The organism is Hafnia sp. HMSC23F03 (assembly GCF_001816025.1).
GTDB classification, from domain to species: Bacteria; Pseudomonadota; Gammaproteobacteria; order Enterobacterales; family Enterobacteriaceae; genus Hafnia; species Hafnia paralvei.
The window spans coordinates 133064-149570 of record NZ_KV824190.1 but is presented as its reverse complement, the minus strand read 5'-3'; the positions used below and the strand labels follow the sequence as shown (position 1 = coordinate 149570).

12 protein-coding genes and 1 riboswitch are annotated in these 16507 nt (G+C 49.4%); of the genes, 6 read left to right on the top strand and 6 right to left on the bottom strand.

What is annotated here, in order from left to right:
- Positions 1-678: 678 nt before the first annotated feature.
- Positions 679-1446 carry a DedA family protein gene (locus tag HMPREF3091_RS02880; protein WP_004094613.1) on the top strand — a complete coding sequence of 256 codons (768 nt, stop codon included), beginning with the start codon at positions 679-681 and terminating at the stop codon, positions 1444-1446.
- Between the two features lie 67 nt (positions 1447-1513).
- On the opposite strand, the gene HMPREF3091_RS02875 is transcribed toward HMPREF3091_RS02880, so the two are convergent.
- From HMPREF3091_RS02875 to sgrR, 5 genes are all read right to left on the bottom strand, one after another.
- On the bottom strand, positions 1514-2512 hold the full coding sequence (locus HMPREF3091_RS02875) for a DUF3829 domain-containing protein (RefSeq protein ID WP_070714089.1): 999 nt from the start codon (positions 2510-2512) through the stop codon (positions 1514-1516).
- A gap of 203 nt (positions 2513-2715) precedes the next feature.
- Entirely contained in the window at positions 2716-3411 is a 696-nt protein-coding gene (gene thiQ / locus HMPREF3091_RS02870) for a thiamine ABC transporter ATP-binding protein ThiQ (RefSeq protein WP_070714087.1), read from the bottom strand.
- Positions 3408-5012, bottom strand: a complete 1605-nt coding sequence (gene thiP / locus HMPREF3091_RS02865) for a thiamine/thiamine pyrophosphate ABC transporter permease ThiP (protein WP_070714086.1) — start codon at positions 5010-5012, stop codon at positions 3408-3410. Before thiP ends, thiQ begins: the two co-directional genes overlap by 4 nt.
- Entirely contained in the window at positions 4988-5986 is a 999-nt protein-coding gene (thiB, locus tag HMPREF3091_RS02860; protein ID WP_070714079.1) for a thiamine ABC transporter substrate binding subunit, read from the bottom strand. The genes thiP and thiB overlap by 25 nt, the downstream gene beginning before the upstream one ends.
- Positions 5987-6033: 47 nt before the next feature.
- A riboswitch (TPP riboswitch) is annotated at positions 6034-6128 on the bottom strand.
- A 186-nt stretch (positions 6129-6314) separates the two neighbouring features.
- Positions 6315-8033 carry an HTH-type transcriptional regulator SgrR gene (gene sgrR / locus HMPREF3091_RS02855; RefSeq protein WP_070714077.1) on the bottom strand — a complete coding sequence of 573 codons (1719 nt, stop codon included), beginning with the start codon at positions 8031-8033 and terminating at the stop codon, positions 6315-6317.
- 225 nt (positions 8034-8258) lie between these two features.
- Here sgrR and HMPREF3091_RS02850 point away from each other — a divergent pair, with 225 nt between their 5' ends.
- Entirely contained in the window at positions 8259-9440 is a 1182-nt protein-coding gene (locus HMPREF3091_RS02850) for a sugar efflux transporter (RefSeq protein WP_004094597.1), read from the top strand.
- Here the strand turns inward: HMPREF3091_RS02850 and rtcR are convergent.
- Positions 9437-11023 (bottom strand): RNA repair transcriptional activator RtcR, encoded by a 1587-nt coding sequence (gene rtcR / locus HMPREF3091_RS02845; protein ID WP_070714075.1) that lies wholly within the window; start codon positions 11021-11023, stop codon positions 9437-9439. The two genes, HMPREF3091_RS02850 and rtcR, sit on opposite strands and share 4 nt — an antisense overlap.
- 511 nt (positions 11024-11534) lie before the next feature.
- On the opposite strand from rtcR, the gene HMPREF3091_RS02840 reads away from it, so the two are divergent.
- From HMPREF3091_RS02840 to HMPREF3091_RS02825, 4 genes are all read left to right on the top strand, one after another.
- Complete coding sequence (locus HMPREF3091_RS02840; protein WP_070714073.1) at positions 11535-12671, top strand: slipin family protein; 1137 nt, start codon at positions 11535-11537, stop codon at positions 12669-12671.
- A gap of 88 nt (positions 12672-12759) precedes the next feature.
- On the top strand, positions 12760-13944 hold the full coding sequence (locus tag HMPREF3091_RS02835; protein ID WP_371328672.1) for an RtcB family protein: 1185 nt from the start codon (positions 12760-12762) through the stop codon (positions 13942-13944).
- 18 nt (positions 13945-13962) lie between these two features.
- Entirely contained in the window at positions 13963-14757 is a 795-nt protein-coding gene (locus HMPREF3091_RS02830; protein ID WP_035503743.1) for a nucleotidyltransferase domain-containing protein, read from the top strand.
- A 193-nt stretch (positions 14758-14950) separates the two neighbouring features.
- Positions 14951-16423, top strand: a complete 1473-nt coding sequence (locus HMPREF3091_RS02825; protein WP_070714064.1) for a DASS family sodium-coupled anion symporter — start codon at positions 14951-14953, stop codon at positions 16421-16423.
- Positions 16424-16507: the final 84 nt, after the last annotated feature.

Here is a 16507-nt window from a genome sequence, read left to right as displayed (position 1 = left end):
TTTCGTCCGCCCGTCAGCATTTGTGTTTCCATGACACGGCTGGCGTAGGCATCCGACGAGAGGTTACCAGCGCGTAACCTCTCGACTCTCGCGCTTTTTTACCGCGTCGCTTGGCCGACCGGTCTCGGAGCGCACATCCTGTACGCCCTCGACCTACCGCCATCTTCCCTGATGGCGGTTCTATCATGCGTTTTATCTAACACGAAAAGACAAAACAATATTGTTTGTCTTTGTTTAGGTCTTGGTAGGTAGAGCCGGCACGACAGGGATGTCGTGACGGAGTTTGGGGCGCCCTGGATGGGCGATACCAAACCGGAGCGGAGATGGCGTCTCGGATAAAAGCGCGCGAGTGCAGAGACCACGCGCTGGTGGTCTCTGCCCGTACGCCTTCACGGATGTATCAATGAACACGCGCTGGTGGTCTCTGCCCGTACGCCTTCATCAGTGTATCAATGACGCTCGGTATGAACAGGCGGGCGGAATATTACACAACGGTGACATCAGCGAACGAAATATGACACGGTCGCTTCATAATCGGCATTCAGTCGAAATCCCCACCATTACCTATACTCATTAAGTTACTCATTTGTAAATAAACGTTTATCCCCTCAATGAGGTGTTGACGACAAAGAGGGGGCTACGCAAAATCGCTGGCTCATTATTTCCGGTGGAAGAATTATGGAAGCATACCTGCAACACTTGGTGACTCAGTCAGTGGCCTACTCATTGATCGCCGTATTTTTAGTGGCGTTTTTAGAGTCTTTGGCGCTGGTGGGGCTGCTTTTGCCGGGAACGGTCATGATGGCGACGCTAGGTGCGTTGATCGGTAGCGGACAGGTGAATTTTTATTATGCTTGGGGCGTGGGGATTTTGGCCTGTTTTGCTGGTGATTGGATTTCATATTTTATTGGACGCGCCTTTAAAGATCCGTTACATCGCTGGTCGTTTATCAAGAAAAACAAAGCGCTGCTGGATAGAACTGAACATGCGCTGCATCGTCATAGCATGATTACCGTGCTGATTGGACGCTTCGTTGGCCCTACTCGTCCCGTGGTGCCGATGGTGGCGGGAATGTTGGCGCTCCCACCGCGCAAATTTATTCCACCCAATATCATTGGCTGTATTACGTGGCCGCCGGTTTATTTCTTTCCTGGCATTCTGGCGGGAGTGGCGATTGATATCCCCGCCGGTAGCGGTAGTACGCTATTCAAAGTGCTACTCGCGTTAGTTGTGGTATCGATTTGGATTGCCGGCTGGCTAAGTTGGCGCTGGTGGCGAGAAGGGAAACGCTCGGCGGATAAACTCTCTCAGTGGTTAACACCGCTGCGTCTGCGCATCGCTACCGTGGTCATGTGGGGTTTGGCTGCGGTGAGTTTTGTCTTTATGCACAACCATCCCCTCATGCCCATTTATCGTTCGCTGTTGTGGAAGGTGGTGCAGTTTTAGTTTAAGGGCTGGCTGATACCAGCCCTTGATATTTAAACTTTCTCGGTTTTGTTATGAACGCTTGGGGTTAACATCCGTCAGTGTTAAAGCTATCGATGACAGAAGATAAATTATCATTCATCACGTTTGCTTCCCGCTGAGCAGGGGAACCTCCTTGCATACTTGCCATACCAGGGAAGGCAACTGGAGGAACCGTGGTGTATTCTGTTCTATCATGTTTCAGTTCATTGCTAATAGTGCGCGCTGAGGCTAAAAATAAAGTCATGCTACTCAGACAGGTACCGCCGGTAACGGTTTTAGTTTTGTCATAGCCTTTAACCAGCGTGTTCATCGAGTTGATATTTTCATCCAGTTTGGCGAGGCCGGTATTATCCGTTTGAGAAATAGTTTCTTTTACTTCTCTGCTAATGAGTTTTCCGTAGTAAATAACGCCTATTTTATAATATTCCAATGATTCTTTTTTAGCGCTATCAAACGTCCGCTTTATATTTTCCTCATCGAGTAACTGTATTTGCAATTCAAACTCACTCTCAGCCAGCAGAACTTTTCTGAGTTGTTCAAACAATGCGGGTTCTTTCTCCATAAATAGCTTTCCACCGTCTGAAAGATATTCGTTAGTGCTTCCATACATGGATAGTTCTTTATTCAGTGGTTCGAGCACTTTGAGTGCTTGCAGGTATTTTTCAGCCGCAACGTCCAGTTCGGCGAGATTCCCTTCCATTTTTAGGGCGCGCACCAACCCTTTTTTCTTGCCTTGAATATTACTGTCACTGACTGCGAAGTAATTTTTTAGCGGTTTTTTATTTTCAATATTGTCGTTGATGAATTGCATCTGCTTCTCAAAATCACCGGAGAAACCATCGGTAACGAAAACAGCATTAGCAACATCAATATAAGCATTGTATTTAGCTATTTCGTGTTGCTCTTTATCTCTATCCTGTTTCTGTGTGGCGTTCTCTGATGTCGCAGTCTGGGTGCTTTTATTATCATCACAGGCTGTAAGGGTTGTGGTGCTTGCCAGCAGTATGCACAGTGCTAGCTTTTTCCATTTATATAAAATTTCCATATCTTCCTATCTTCCATTTATAAAATAATGTATTTAGTGTCAATTGTAGCATGGTGTAAAGGTCTAAATTAGAACAAGAGGGGATAATAATTATTAAAATAATAAAACTTATAAAAAATAATAAAGGAAATAAATGATACGCTGAAAATAGATTGCGTAAGTTGACGCATTTATCATCTTCTCAGCATATGAATGATGTAGATTTAACGTCCTAATAGCGCCGCAGCCAGCGGATCTTTTCCATTGAGCAAATCTTGGGTGCTGCCGTCGTAGGCGAATCGTCCATCGGCGATCAGCAACGTGCGCGACGCAATACGCGCGGCATCATCTAGGTTGTGCGAAACCATCAGCAGAGTGAGGTTTTGCTCTGAACACACCTGTTCCAAAAGTTGCAGCATCTCACCACGTAGCGCCGGATCGAGCGCGGAGAAGGGTTCATCGAGCAGCAAAATGGGCTGATCACGCAGCAGACAGCGCGCCAGAGCTGCCCGTTGACGCTGTCCACCAGAAAGCTGCGACGGCAATCGGGGTAAACAATCGATAATTCCGACCCGCTGCGCAATTTCATGTAAGCGCTGTTTTTGAGCGCGGTTCAAACGTAATCCCGCATCAAGCCCTAATCCTAAATTTTGCTCAATACTCAGATGAGAGAACAGATTATTCTCTTGAAATAACATAGATACGGGGCGCTTAGAGGGCGGTGTGTTGGTGTGATTGATACCATCAAGCATCACCGTGCCTTTGTCTGCCATGAGAAAACCCGCAATTAACGCCAGCAGGGTGCTTTTACCTGCGCCGCTTGGCCCCAATATGGCAATCCGCTCTCCCGCAGAAATATCGAGTGAAAAACGCATCGGCTGATGCTCATAGATATAAGTGAGATCGTTCAGCGTAATCATGATTTATCCCGCCCAGGAAGGCGTTCCAGCAGAGTGAAAAGTAAGAAACACAAAATCAGCAATAACAGCGCGGTGACTGCACCATCTTGGCTGCGATAAGCACCGATTTGCTGATAAAGATAGAACGGCAGCGTACGGAATTGCTCATTGCCAAACAGCGCTACTACGCCAAAATCCCCCAAGGACAGAACGCAGGCGAACGCCATGGCTTGCGACAGTGGGCGCTTAAGCGCGCGTAGCTCAATCAGCCTAAGTCGGTTAATGCCTTGAATGCGCAGCGATAGACACAGCGGATTATAACGCTCAGCCAGATCGCGCATTGGATTTTCTAGCACTTTAAGCGCGTACGGGATGGCCATAAGGGCATTGGTCAGAATCACTAATCCGTAGGCGGATTGTGGAATGCCAATGGTATCAGTGAGTAGCAAAAAGAAGCCGGTGGCGAGCACAATGCCCGGCATTGCTAAAATTAGCATTCCGGTTAACTCCATGCCTTGCCCCAGCCAGCGTCGCTGGCGCAGCAACAGTTCACGACTGCTCCACAACAACATCATGGTTAGCAACACGGCCAGCAAACCAGCGCCGAGCGCAATTTTTAACGATGTAAGCGTGGCCTGCCACAAAATAGGCTGGACTAAAACGCGGTTAACCGCCTGATTTAGACCATCAGCAACCACGGCAAACAGCGGAGGCAGAATAAGCAGCAGAGCGCATAAAATCACGCCACCGTCGACCCAGCGAGCGAAGAGCGAGTCTTGCGGATTGCGCCACTTGATGGCTCGTGTATGGCCGACAGGCAGAATACCGCTGAGTTTTTGGCTCAACAACACTAAGCCTAAACAGCAGAACAGCTGCAGCATGGCTAAAAGCGCAGCGCGGCTGAGGTCGTAGTCGTAGCTTAAGGCCTGATAGATAGCGAGTTCGATAGTCGTCGCCTGTGGGCCCCCGCCAAGAGAAAGCACGGTGGCAAAGCTGGCGAAACATAACATAAAGATGAGCGCGCCAGCGGGCAGGATTTGGCGGCGCAGATAGGGCCACTCAACAAAACGAAACTGCTGCCAACTGCTCATGCCGAGTTGAGCGGCGAGTTGGCGTTGCTCTGTGGGGATATTCTCCAGCGCTTGCAGTAATAAGCGTGCCGCCAACGGTAGGTTAAAGAAGATATGCGCAAGCAAAATGCCCTGTAAACCATAAGGCGAGAATGCGTAATCAACCCCCAACCACTGGCAAATTTGCGCCAGCCAGCCTTGCCTACCATAAACACTGAGGATACCGAAGACCGCGACCAGTACCGGTAGCACCAGCGTCATGGCACATAGCCGCAGCAATAGCTGCCTGCCGATGAATCGGCGACGGAACAACGCCCGTGCGAGCAAGATGGCAGGGAACACAGAGCAAATGGCGGACAGAAACGCCTGCCAAAAAGTAAAACGCACGACATGCCACAGGTAGTCGTCTTGCCACAGGCTCAGCCAATCCGACTCCGGAGCGTGACGCCAGAGTGAGCTAAACGCTGCCGTCGCCACAGCAATAATGGCAATGGCGGAGAACAGTCCAGGGAGTAACCAGAATGGAATTAACGGCTGACGGCGGCTTGCCATGAGCGGATCCATGTTGCGCGGTTTTGAGCGACTTCGGCTGGGGTGAATTCGAGAGCCTTAGCGGGGACGCTTAACTGTTCAAAACCCTGTGGAAGCGTCGTTTGGATAACGGGATACATCCAGTTTCCAGTGGGCATTTCATTCTGGAATGCCGGTGTTGTGATGAACTGCATAAATTTATGTGCCAGTTCTGGCTGTTTGCTGCCCGCAAGCTGCGCTGCAACTTCTACCTGCAGATAGTGTCCTTCGCTAAATTCAGCGGCGGCGTAGTTATCTTTTTTTTCTTCGATGATGTGATACGCCGGCGATGTGGTGTAACTCAAGACCAAATCGGCTTCGCCTTTAAGGAATAGACCATACGCTTCGCTCCACCCCTTGGTGACCGTCACGGTTTTTTGCGCTAATTTTTGCCACGCCTGTGGCGCTTGGTCGCCATACACCTTTTGCATCCACAGCATCAGGCCAAGACCGGGTGTACTGGTGCGTGGATCCTGATAAATCACTTTCCATTTTTCAGGACTTTCTATCAGTTGCTTCAGGCTAGTTGGCGGATTTTTCAATGTGTTTTTGTTGTAAACGAAGGCAAAATAGCCGTAGTCGTAAGGTACAAATGTATCATTCTGCCAGCCGCCAGGGACAGTCAGTGCCTGCGTATCAACCTTGCTAGGTACGAACAGCCCCGTTTTTTCCGCCGCCTGCACCAAGTTATTATCTAGCCCCAACACCACGTCAGCACTGCTCTTTCGGCCTTCCATACGAATGCGGTTTAACACTGAAACGCCGTCTTCTAGCGCCACAAATTTCAGCTCGCAGCCGCACTCTTTTTCAAAAGCCGCTTTAACTTTCGGGCCAGGCCCCCATTCCGCAGCAAAAGAGTCATAGGTATAAACCGTTAGAACCGGTTTATCAGCAGCGCTATGCGCCGCAAAGGCCGTCGATATCAGCATCAAGGCAGGAATTATTAGTTTCAACACTTTGCACTCCGTGAGTTAAGTCAGGTCGCAAAGGTCTTTGAGCAAGCGTGGATACGCTCTCAAATCCCTCCGCCGGTATTATCCGGATCAGGTTCGACGGGTTTCTCTCAGCAAAAAACTGGTTGCGCCCGCGTTGATCCGATGTCGTGCGGTGCTCGTAATCCTCACATACTAATGTATGCTGCGGTTACTCCGCTCCGGCCTCCATCGGCTGAACGCTTGCTCACGGCGTTTTTTAGATCGCCGATCCAACTCTGTTTTCTGCACCCCGTTGAGAACAGCGCGTTATTGTAAAGAGAGCATGTGTTATTAGAAAGGATTAATAACGTTATCGAGGTTTTTCACAGCCGGTTGAAACGGTTAATTCGTGAATATCGTCTTCGTTGGATTGAGACGGAGGCGCAAACCATGCGGATTTGAAGTCGAACCAGCCTAGTGTGTTCATCCGGACTCCGCGCATGCTGTGCTGCCCGTGGAGTTTGAGCCAGTGATGGAATAGGGGGTGAAGCTGATGCTCTTGCACTAGGCGTTGGCTCCATTCAGCCATCGGCAGCGCGTTGTTGCGCCACCGGCTGGCATCTTGCTGTAAATCACCACTCAGGCAGTGCTGTAGCAGAGGCAATTCATACATCATCGAAAAAATCGAGAATTCGAGCGGCATGTAAAAGTTAGCACTACCCAGCCACAGATCGCTTTTTGCATCGCCTTCATACCAGCGGCTATAGCTGATTTCTTGCATCGTGAGCTCAACGCCATAATCCGCAAGCAGCGGTTTTAGTGCCAAGAATATCGCGTGAAACTCCGAGTGCTTGGTGTACACCGTCAGCGTGAGGTGGGTCAGATGGGCGGGTTTTTCGTTATCGCTAATCAGTAGGTTATGGTGCCAGCGAGGCAAAATGCCATAGGCAGGCGACCAGTAGCGTTGATGGATCTTGCTCGCTTTATTCAGCAACGCGATAGGGTTGATGACCTGACACAGCCATTCACGCACTGCGGGGTCGGAGGTGATTGCTGAGCGCTGATCGAACAGCATGAAATAACAGCCCTCTTCCAAACGACTTTCTAATTCATCTTTTCCGGTTTCATCGGACTGTAGCTGTACGCCTGCGTGCACCAGTTCTTCAGAGATTTCGGGCAACACCCAGATATTGACCTCATCGATTAGCGCGCGAAAACCAAAGTAGTCGTCATAGGCACGAATTTTAAGCTGAGTCTGGGTATTACGTACCACCTGATAGGGCCCCGTCCCGATGGGGGAGCGAGTAAAATTGGGCAGTGATTTCCATTCGCGCGGTAGAATCATGGCGTTGACGCTGCCGAGTAGCCACGGTAGCCACTCATCTGGCGTACTAATTTGAATATCAATGACGTACGGATTCGGGGAGGTAATGCTTTTCAGGTGTGAAAACAGCGGTTGTTCCCGCAGTCGCTCAAGAGAGTGGATCACGTCGGCCATTTCTAGCTCGCGTCCGTTATGAAAACGAATCGCGGGGCGTAGGTAAAAGCGCCAATGCAGCGGCGTTAAAGCCTGCCAATGATGCGCTAGATCGGGTTCGAGTTCCCCATTTTCCTCATTTAGCTGAGTGAGGCCGCTAAATATCTGTCGGGCCAAATGGGTTTCGGAGCGACGCATTGGCGTTCCAGGGAGCAAATTAAACAGCGGGCGATAGTAAAGAATACGCAGGATATGCTTACCCTGACGGAAGCTGCGTCCTAGCTGAGAGAGCAGCATTTGGCGCACTGAACTGCGGTCGCCAACCAGTTGTACTAACTGCTCGATGTGATCTTGGTCTAACAGTTCTTCGGCGCGTAGCTGCTGTACCTGAAGGCCCGTTGATTGGAAAGTGAGTGTGGAGCGCTTACCTCGTCCAGACTCGGCCTGCCAATGTAACCATCCTTGTTGCTGCATGGCATTGAGTAAGGTTCGCACATGACGACGCGAGCAACTGAGCGTCTCCGCCAGATCGGCTAGCGTGGTTTCCGCTGATTTGCCTTGAAAACTTTGCCATAAGCGGATGAATTGATGTTGTAAACGCGACGTCGCCATAAAAGAGGAACCTTTTTAGGTAAAGCTATCAATTTTTCTTTCCCTATATTACGCAGATAATTTCAGCAGATGAAAGAGAAAGAGGTGAGTAATCATTTGTCTCTCCGACATCAAAGAGTGTTTCTGAGTAATGGTGCCTTTCACCGACCAGCAGGTCTGCCTGCTGGTTTTTTTCTGTTATCGTACTGCCAGCCGTATTTGATAATGCCAGCTTAGGAAATTAGGATGACCTCTTTGTTGACTGCTCGCCGCCGAATTAATCCCATCTATGCCGCGTTTTTGATCGTCGCATTCTTAACCGGAATTGCGGGAGCGCTTCAGGCTCCTACGTTAAGTTTATTTTTAACGACCGAAGTGAAGGTGCGTCCCCTTTGGGTTGGCCTCTTTTATACGGTGAATGCGATTGTCGGGATTGCTGTGAGTTTCTTGCTAGCGAAACGTTCCGACCGACAGGGCGATCGTCGCAAACTGATCATGTTTTGTTGTGCAATGGCGGTGGGAAACTGTCTGTTGTTTGCGTTTTGTCGCAGCTATCTGTTGCTGATCTCCGCAGGCGTTTTCTTGGCTGCGCTGGCGAATACGGGAATGCCGCAGATTTTTGCCTTAGCGCGTGAATATGCCGACCGTTCAGCCAGCGAAGTTGTGATGTTTAGTTCGGTGATGCGAGCACAGCTCTCTTTGGCATGGGTGATTGGGCCGCCGCTCTCATTCATGCTGGCGCTGAATTACGGCTTCACTTTTATGTATTTGATTGCCGCCGCCGTGTTTATTCTCGCGATTGTGCTGGTGGCCTTTATGTTGCCATCAATGCCCCGCACAGAAACCACGGGTGAAGCCGTCGTTATTCCCACTAATGCGTTTGGCGACAAAAACGTGGTGATGCTGTTTATCTCATCCATGCTGATGTGGACCTGCAATACCATGTATATCATTGATATGCCGCTGTATATCACGCAGGATCTTGGTCTACCTGAAAATTTGGCAGGGCTCTTGATGGGCACCGCTGCCGGTTTAGAGATTCCCGCGATGATTCTTGCGGGTTACTACGTCAAACGTTTTGGTAAACGTAACATGATGCTGTTTGCGGTTGCCGCTGGGATCTTATTTTATGCCGGTTTGGTGCTGTTTAAATTCAAATTGGCATTGATGGTGTTGCAGTTATTTAACGCGGTGTTCATCGGAATTATTGCCGGTATCGGCATGCTCTATTTTCAAGATTTAATGCCAGGACGAGCGGGCAGTGCGACGACGCTATTCACTAACAGTATTTCGACCGGTGTGATTATGGCCGGGGTATTACAAGGCGCGCTGGCTGAAACATTAGGCCACTACGCGGTATATTGGCTAGCGACAGCGCTGGCGATAGTGGCCTTGGTTTTGTGCTCGCGAGTGCGAGATGTGCCCTAGGGCATTTGTTCTCCTTTGATACTCTCCCAGCTCAGCCCAAAACGTGCCAGATATTTACGTAGACGATCGGCGTCATTGGGCTGTTTTTTCAATTGGCGTGATACGGCAAATAGCTTACGTCCTGCCTCGGATAAGCTGTCTGACGAGCGGCAGACGCTGATCACGCTGGCTAATTGGCTGCGGTCGAACAGATCCAATTCGGGAAGACCGGGTAAAATTTCCGGCTGATCTTTTTGCCAGTTTTGCTGTAGCCGGGTGATTTCTTCTTGTACCAGTTCGTCATCAATACGGCCTGTATCCGCAAGCGTTGCCATGCGGGTGATCGAAGCCGCTAGCTCACGGAAATTTCCTCGCCATTCCGCCTGCTCGGAACAGGCAAATTGCAGATAGCGTTGACGAGCTTCTTTATTGAAACGCACCTGTGCTTGCTGTTCTTGGGCGTAACGGTTGAGTTCAAAATCCAGATTCGGTTCTATATCTTCTCGCCGCTGCGCTAAGCTGGGGAGGGGAAAAGTCCACATATTGATACGCGCATATAAATCCTCGCGAAAACGTCCCTGCTTGACCCATTGCCGCATATCGCGATGGGTTCCTGCAATGAGCTGAAAATCGCTGGAAACTTCTTTATCTGAGCCAAAAGGTAAAAACCTTTTTTCTTCAATTGCTTTGAGCAACATGGCCTGTTCATCCAGTCCCAACTCTCCGATCTCGTCCAAAAACAGCACGCCGCCGTCGGCTTCTCGCAGCAGGCCGCTACGCGCCTGTAGGGCGCCGGTAAATGCCCCTTTGATGTGACCAAACAAGGTCGACATCGCGTTATCCCCGCGTAGCGTTGCGCAGTTTACGGCCACAAATCGCCCGCTGACTTTGTGCCGTGATTGCCTCAGCTGGTAAATACGCTGGGCCAAAAATGACTTACCCGCCCCAGTGGGGCCGGTCAGCAGAATAGGTGCCGTTGAACGTAAGGCAACGCGTTCAATCTGATCAATCAGCGTATTGAAGGTGGCATTACGAGTGGCAATTCCCGATTTCAAAAATGAAATTGAAGCCTGCTGCTCGCGCTGGAAGCGACTGGTTAATTTGCTATAGCGACTAAGGTCAAGATCGATAATGGAGTAAACACCGGCAGGAGTGGCCTCGGTTTTCTCTTGGCTTTTAGGGGCTGGCGAGGTTTGTAGCAGGCTGGCTGGGAAATAGCGGGCTTCTGCGAGCAGGAACCAGCAAATTTGTACCACATGGGTGCCGGTGGTGATGTGGATTAAATATTCTTCGTTATCGGTATCGAAAGGATAATGGGTGGCAAAGTCGAGAAATGCAGTATAAACCTCTTCAAAATCCCACGGGTCGTGCAGATTAACTTGATGCAGGCAAACCTGAGTGCTGCCGAGCTGGGCAATATCATCGCTTACCTGCTGTGCCATGCCGAGATCTCTTGGCTGATACAGAAGTTCGAGCCGGTCAATGGGTAAATCAGGCTGTTGGCATAGCCCTACCGTCGGTCGCCATTTATTCCAACGATTTTCTCGTTTACCGCGCTTATCCAGAACAGTGCCCAGCACACCAATAACGACTCTGCGCTTCATCTTCTTATCCTAAATTATAAATGACGATATTCTAAGATAATTTTACACGCATTTGTTTCAAGGCGATATCGCGAGAGATAAAAATAAATGTATTATTTTTCATGTGATTAATTTTTAATTTTGCTGTTTTTAAAAAATGGCACGCTCTTGGCAATATTTATAACGCCACTTGCTGGGGTCGTAGGGATTCTAAACTCCCACCGGCATATCAAGAACGCCAAGTTGCGTTATCTGCGATGTGTTCTGCCAGCGGTAGATGGCCTGGTTAACCTGGGTTCGAATCCCAGAACATCAAATATTCCTGATGGGTAGGAAATTTAGAAATTTATTGTAGTGCCAGCCCGTGTAGCCAAGCCGTTAATGGTTACCGTCGTAGAAAACCAGCTAACACGCTGGGCAGGTGGCAAGGTCTTGTTAGCGCGAGTATCGGCTAGAGAGTTCTCCCCATCCGCTTCGCGTCACCGCCCGTTTTCTAAGACAGCGGGCTTATTAATCACAAGGAAGAAAAAATATGCGTAAGAACATCATGATACAAAAAGGGCAGATCGGCTTACTGACGAAGAAAGGCGATTATCAGAAAGTGCTCGAAGCGGGAGAATATCGTTTTTTTGACTGGGCTAATCAGCTGGCAGTGACGGTCGTTAATCTTAGCGATAACAGAGTAGAGCCCGCACTGGCCGAACATTTACGCAGCTACCAGCCAGAATGGGTTGAACGCTATTGCACCGCGGTGGATTTATCTGAACAAGAGATCGGCCTGCGCTATGAAAATGATATTTTGCAGGAAATATTGCCGCCGGGGACGCGTCGTCTTTATTGGTTGAATGGCAATCAGCAACGCATCGAACGAATTGAGGCTAATAATGTAGAAGTGCCGTCAGAGATTGTGGCTGCGCTGCATCAACCGAAATTACGTAACCGTACGATTAAAGGTGGAGAAGGGGTGTTGTTGGTGCAGGTGCCAGCGTGGCATGTCGGTATATTGAAAATTGATGGTACTACGCAGGCGTTGTTAAGCCCTGGTATTAGTGGATATTGGCGCTTCAACCATGCGGTGGAAGCCGAAATCGTTGATACCCGTTTGCAGGTGTTGGAAATCAGCGGGCAAGAGATATTGACCCGTGACAAAGTGAATCTGCGGTTGAATTTAGCCGCTAACTGGCGCTACAGCGATGTGCTGCAATCTTTCGCTTTGGTTGCCAAACCGATGGATCACATTTATCGCGAGTTGCAGTTCGCGCTGCGTGAAGCTGTGGGTACGCGCACATTAGACGAGTTGCTGGAGAATAAGCAGATTATCGATGACATCGTGAGTGAGCAGGTGTCGCGTAAACTGGTTGGCTATGGCATCGAGGTGGTATCACTGGGCGTTAAAGACATTGTTTTACCCGGTGATATGAAAACTATTTTGTCGCGAGTGGTTGAAGCGGAAAAATTGGCTCAGGCTAACGTGATCCGCCGTCGTGAAGAAACCTCTGCGACGCGATCCTTATTAAATACGGCGAAAGTCATGGAGAACAACCCAGTGGCGCTGCGTCTGAAAGAGTTAGAAACGTTAGAAAGAGTTGCAGAGCGTATCGATAAAATATCTGTGTTTGGCGGATTAGATCAGGTACTAAACGGACTTATTCAAATTAAAGGGATGTAATGTTATGAACAATAGAATAATTAAAAACGAAGATATTCAAAAAGCCAGCTATAAGACGATTGAATCCGCCAATTCTGCACCGGTAAAAATGTGGACTCAGGGCGTACCGGTCGAGCAAGAGGCTTATCAGCAGCTGATGAAAACGGCAAAAATGCCATTTATTTTCAAACATCTGGCTGTGATGCCTGATGTTCATCTAGGAAAGGGATCGACCATTGGGAGTGTGATCCCAACCCAACGGGCAATTATACCCGCCGCCGTGGGTGTGGATATCGGTTGTGGAATGATCGCCGTGCGAACGTCGTTAACGGCGAGCGATCTGCCCGATCATCTGTATGCAATCCGTAGTGCCATTGAGCAAGCGGTACCACACGGACGTACCGTCGGACGTACCGTTGGACGCACCAAACGAGATAAAGGATCTTGGCATAACGCCCCTGAGTTGGTTGATCGTCATTGGCGAACGCTCGAGTCTGGTTTTAAGCGTATTACCGATAAATACCCTGATTTGTTGCGAGCCAACAGCTATAAGCATCTGGGAACATTAGGTACAGGTAATCACTTTATTGAGCTGTGTCTGGATGAACAGGATCAGGTATGGGTGATGTTGCATAGCGGTTCGCGTGGCGTGGGTAATGCGATAGGTAACTTGTTTATCACGTTGGCGCAGCAGGATATGCGTCAGCACATCGCCAACCTGCCCGATCATAACCTAGCTTATTTCGAAGAAGGGAGCCGTCACTTCTCTGATTATATGGAAGCCGTGGGTTGGGCGCAGGATTTCGCTCGTCAAAACCGTGAAGTGATGATGACGCGTGTACTGGAAGCATTAGCGCGAGAGATCCCCAAGCCGTTTACGGCTATTCAAGAAGCCGTGAATTGTCACCATAACTATGTGCAGCGTGAACAGCATTTTGGTGCAGAGGTATTGGTAACGCGTAAAGGGGCGGTGTCAGCGCAAAAAGGTGAGATGGGGATTATTCCCGGTTCGATGGGCGCGAAAAGTTACATCGTGCGTGGTTTGGGAAACGAGGAAAGCTTCTGCTCATGTAGCCACGGTGCAGGGCGTGCAATGAGTCGAACCGCAGCCAAAAAACTTTTTACCTTAACCGATCAGATCCGTGCGACAGCCCACGTTGAGTGCCGTAAAGACAGCGACGTTATTGACGAAATCCCGATGGCGTACAAAGACATTGATGCGGTTATGGCGGCTCAGTCTTCGTTAGTTGAAATTGTACATACGCTGCGTCAGGTGGTGTGTGTAAAAGGATGAATGTGATTAGGGATACCTATGGAACTCAGAACTTCATGCGGCGTAAGCGCCGCAATGCGGATGCGTATTCAACAGACGCTGCGTGCGTTGGAAGAAGAACATCAGATACGCATATTGTACGCCTGTGAATCAGGCAGCCGAGGCTGGGGATTTGCTTCAACGGACAGTGATTATGATGTACGGTTTATTTACGTTCATCGGCCAGAATGGTATCTGCGAGTTGAACCCGGTCGTGATGTGATCGAAATGCCGATTGACGACGAGTTAGACGTGTGTGGCTGGGAGCTACGTAAAACGTTGGGGTTGATAAAACGTTCAAACCCAACGCTGATGGAATGGCTGGATTCCCCGATTGTCTATCGCAATGATGAAAGGGCGACCAGCGCGTTAAGAGCATTGTTGCCCGATTACTTCTCAGGCTTACGCGGGCGCTATCACTATTTATCAATGGCGCGGAAAAACTTTCGTGGATATCTGCAAGGTGAAGAAGTTCGCTTGAAAAAATACTTCTACGTGTTGCGGCCACTGCTGGCGGTGCGTTGGATTGAAGCAGGGAAAGGTGTGCCGCCGATGCGTTTCGATCAATTAGTGGCTGGCACTGTCGATGACGCTGATTTATTGGATGAAATAGCGCAATTATTGCATGCAAAATGTGAAGCCAGCGAAGCTAAGTATGGGCCTCGGATGAAAAAGATCCATGAGTTTATTCAATATGAGCTGGATGGCAATCTTTCTCGTTGTGAAGTGGTAGACAATGTTGCATGTAGTGATGATGTTTTGGACCGATTGCTGTTTCAGGAGGTTCATTGTTAAGTTGAGCAGTAAGCGCAGATGAGGATAACTGTGCTTACTGGTTTCTGGATATACCACTGTCATACACCAAATCGCGTGCACATGGCCCGTGCGGAGTGAGTCTATAAACCGTATGATGTAAGGTGCAAAACCTAACTACGCTTGCCTGTCTCGCTTTGAGATACCGACTCACTTTGGAAGAGTTGATGACAATATGGGTAAATTAACACCGCTTAAACCTATACCTTCGCTGATCTCCATCGCCATCGCATTGATTATCTGGTTCGTGATCCCTGTGCCTGAGGGCGTGAGCCCAAATGCATGGCACTTGCTGGCGCTATTCGTGGGCACTATTGCTGCCATTATTGGTAAAGCAATGCCGATTGGTGCTGTGTCCATTATTGCTATTGCGCTGGTAGCCGTTACACAAGTCACCAATCCGGGTAAGCCCACCGCTGCGCTGGACGATGCGCTCAGTGGCTTTTCAAATCAGCTGATTTGGTTGATCGGGATTTCCATCATGATCTCCCTGAGCCTCAATAAAACGGGGCTGGGGGCTCGCATTGGTTATTACTTTATTTCACTGTTTGGCAAAAAAACGCTGGGAATTGCCTATGCGTTGGCGCTTGCTGAAACAACGTTAGCGCCGGTTACGCCAAGTAACACCGCGCGCGGTGGGGGGATCATCCACCCCATAATGAAGTCGATTGCCGATAGTTTTGGCTCAAAGCCTGAACCGGGATCAACGGGGAAAATTGGCCGCTATTTATCGTTAGTGAACTACAACATTAATCCAGTAACGTCGGCGATGTTTATCACCGCGACCGCGCCTAACCCGTTAATTGTGAATCTTTTACTGAAAGGAACGGATTCGACCTTTGAGCTGACATGGTCGATGTGGGCAATTGCTGCATTGGTGCCGGGCATTATTTCTCTGCTGGTGATGCCGTTAATTGTTTACTGGCTGTATCCGCCAGAGATTAAAAGTACGCCAGATGCGCCGCGATTTGCCAAAGATAAACTGCGCGATCTAGGCCCAATTTCGTTGGCGGAAAAAATCACCCTAGGGGTTTTCGCGCTGTTGCTTTTCCTGTGGGCGGGAATCCCAGCTTTCCTGTTGGGGAGTGACTGGGCGGTAAATCCAACCACCGCAGCATTTATCGGATTGTCTATTCTGTTGGCCAGCGGTGTTTTGAGTTGGGATGATGTGCTTAAGCACAAAGGCGCTTGGGATACGGTAGTGTGGTTTGCTGCGCTTGTGATGATGGCGACCTATCTGGGAAAATTAGGGCTGATTAGTTGGCTCTCCCAAACGGTCGGTGGCGCCATTTCTCATCTTGGTATGGGCTGGGTTGGCGGGATGATTTTGCTGACGCTGGTATACGTCTATTCGCACTATTTCTTTGCCAGTACTACCGCGCACATCACAGCCATGTTCGCCGCGTTCTTCGCCGCAGGATTGGCGCTGGGCGCACCGCCTGCGCTGCTGGGTCTGGTACTAGCATTTTCCTCCTCGCTGATGATGTCTCTAACCCACTATGGTACGGGGACGGCACCTATTATTTTTGGTTCGGGGTATGTAACGCTGGGGGAGTGGTGGAAAACCGGTTTTGTCCTTAGTGTCATTAACCTGCTGATTTGGATGGTGATTGGGAGTTTGTGGTGGAAGTGGCTGGGGTATTGGTGATGAACGGTTTTCACCATGGATGACAGCGTTTGTGTGAAGACTGTGTAATATTTCGTTCGCCGATGTCACCGTTGTGTAATATTC

Bases quoted from the DNA above. Each gene is read 5' to 3' on its own strand.
- HMPREF3091_RS02880 (WP_004094613.1), top strand. From the start codon at position 679: ATGGAAGCATACCTGCAACACTTGGTGACTCAGTCAGTGGCCTACTCA.
- HMPREF3091_RS02875 (WP_070714089.1), bottom strand. From the start codon at position 2,512: ATGGAAATTTTATATAAATGGAAAAAGCTAGCACTGTGCATACTGCTG.
- thiQ (WP_070714087.1), bottom strand. From the start codon at position 3,411: ATGATTACGCTGAACGATCTCACTTATATCTATGAGCATCAGCCGATG.
- thiP (WP_070714086.1), bottom strand. From the start codon at position 5,012: ATGGCAAGCCGCCGTCAGCCGTTAATTCCATTCTGGTTACTCCCTGGA.
- sgrR (WP_070714077.1), bottom strand. From the start codon at position 8,033: ATGGCGACGTCGCGTTTACAACATCAATTCATCCGCTTATGGCAAAGT.
- HMPREF3091_RS02850 (WP_004094597.1), top strand. From the start codon at position 8,259: ATGACCTCTTTGTTGACTGCTCGCCGCCGAATTAATCCCATCTATGCC.
- rtcR (WP_070714075.1), bottom strand. From the start codon at position 11,023: ATGAAGCGCAGAGTCGTTATTGGTGTGCTGGGCACTGTTCTGGATAAG.
- HMPREF3091_RS02840 (WP_070714073.1), top strand. From the start codon at position 11,535: ATGCGTAAGAACATCATGATACAAAAAGGGCAGATCGGCTTACTGACG.
- HMPREF3091_RS02835 (WP_371328672.1), top strand. From the start codon at position 12,760: ATGTGGACTCAGGGCGTACCGGTCGAGCAAGAGGCTTATCAGCAGCTG.
- HMPREF3091_RS02830 (WP_035503743.1), top strand. From the start codon at position 13,963: ATGGAACTCAGAACTTCATGCGGCGTAAGCGCCGCAATGCGGATGCGT.
- HMPREF3091_RS02825 (WP_070714064.1), top strand. From the start codon at position 14,951: ATGGGTAAATTAACACCGCTTAAACCTATACCTTCGCTGATCTCCATC.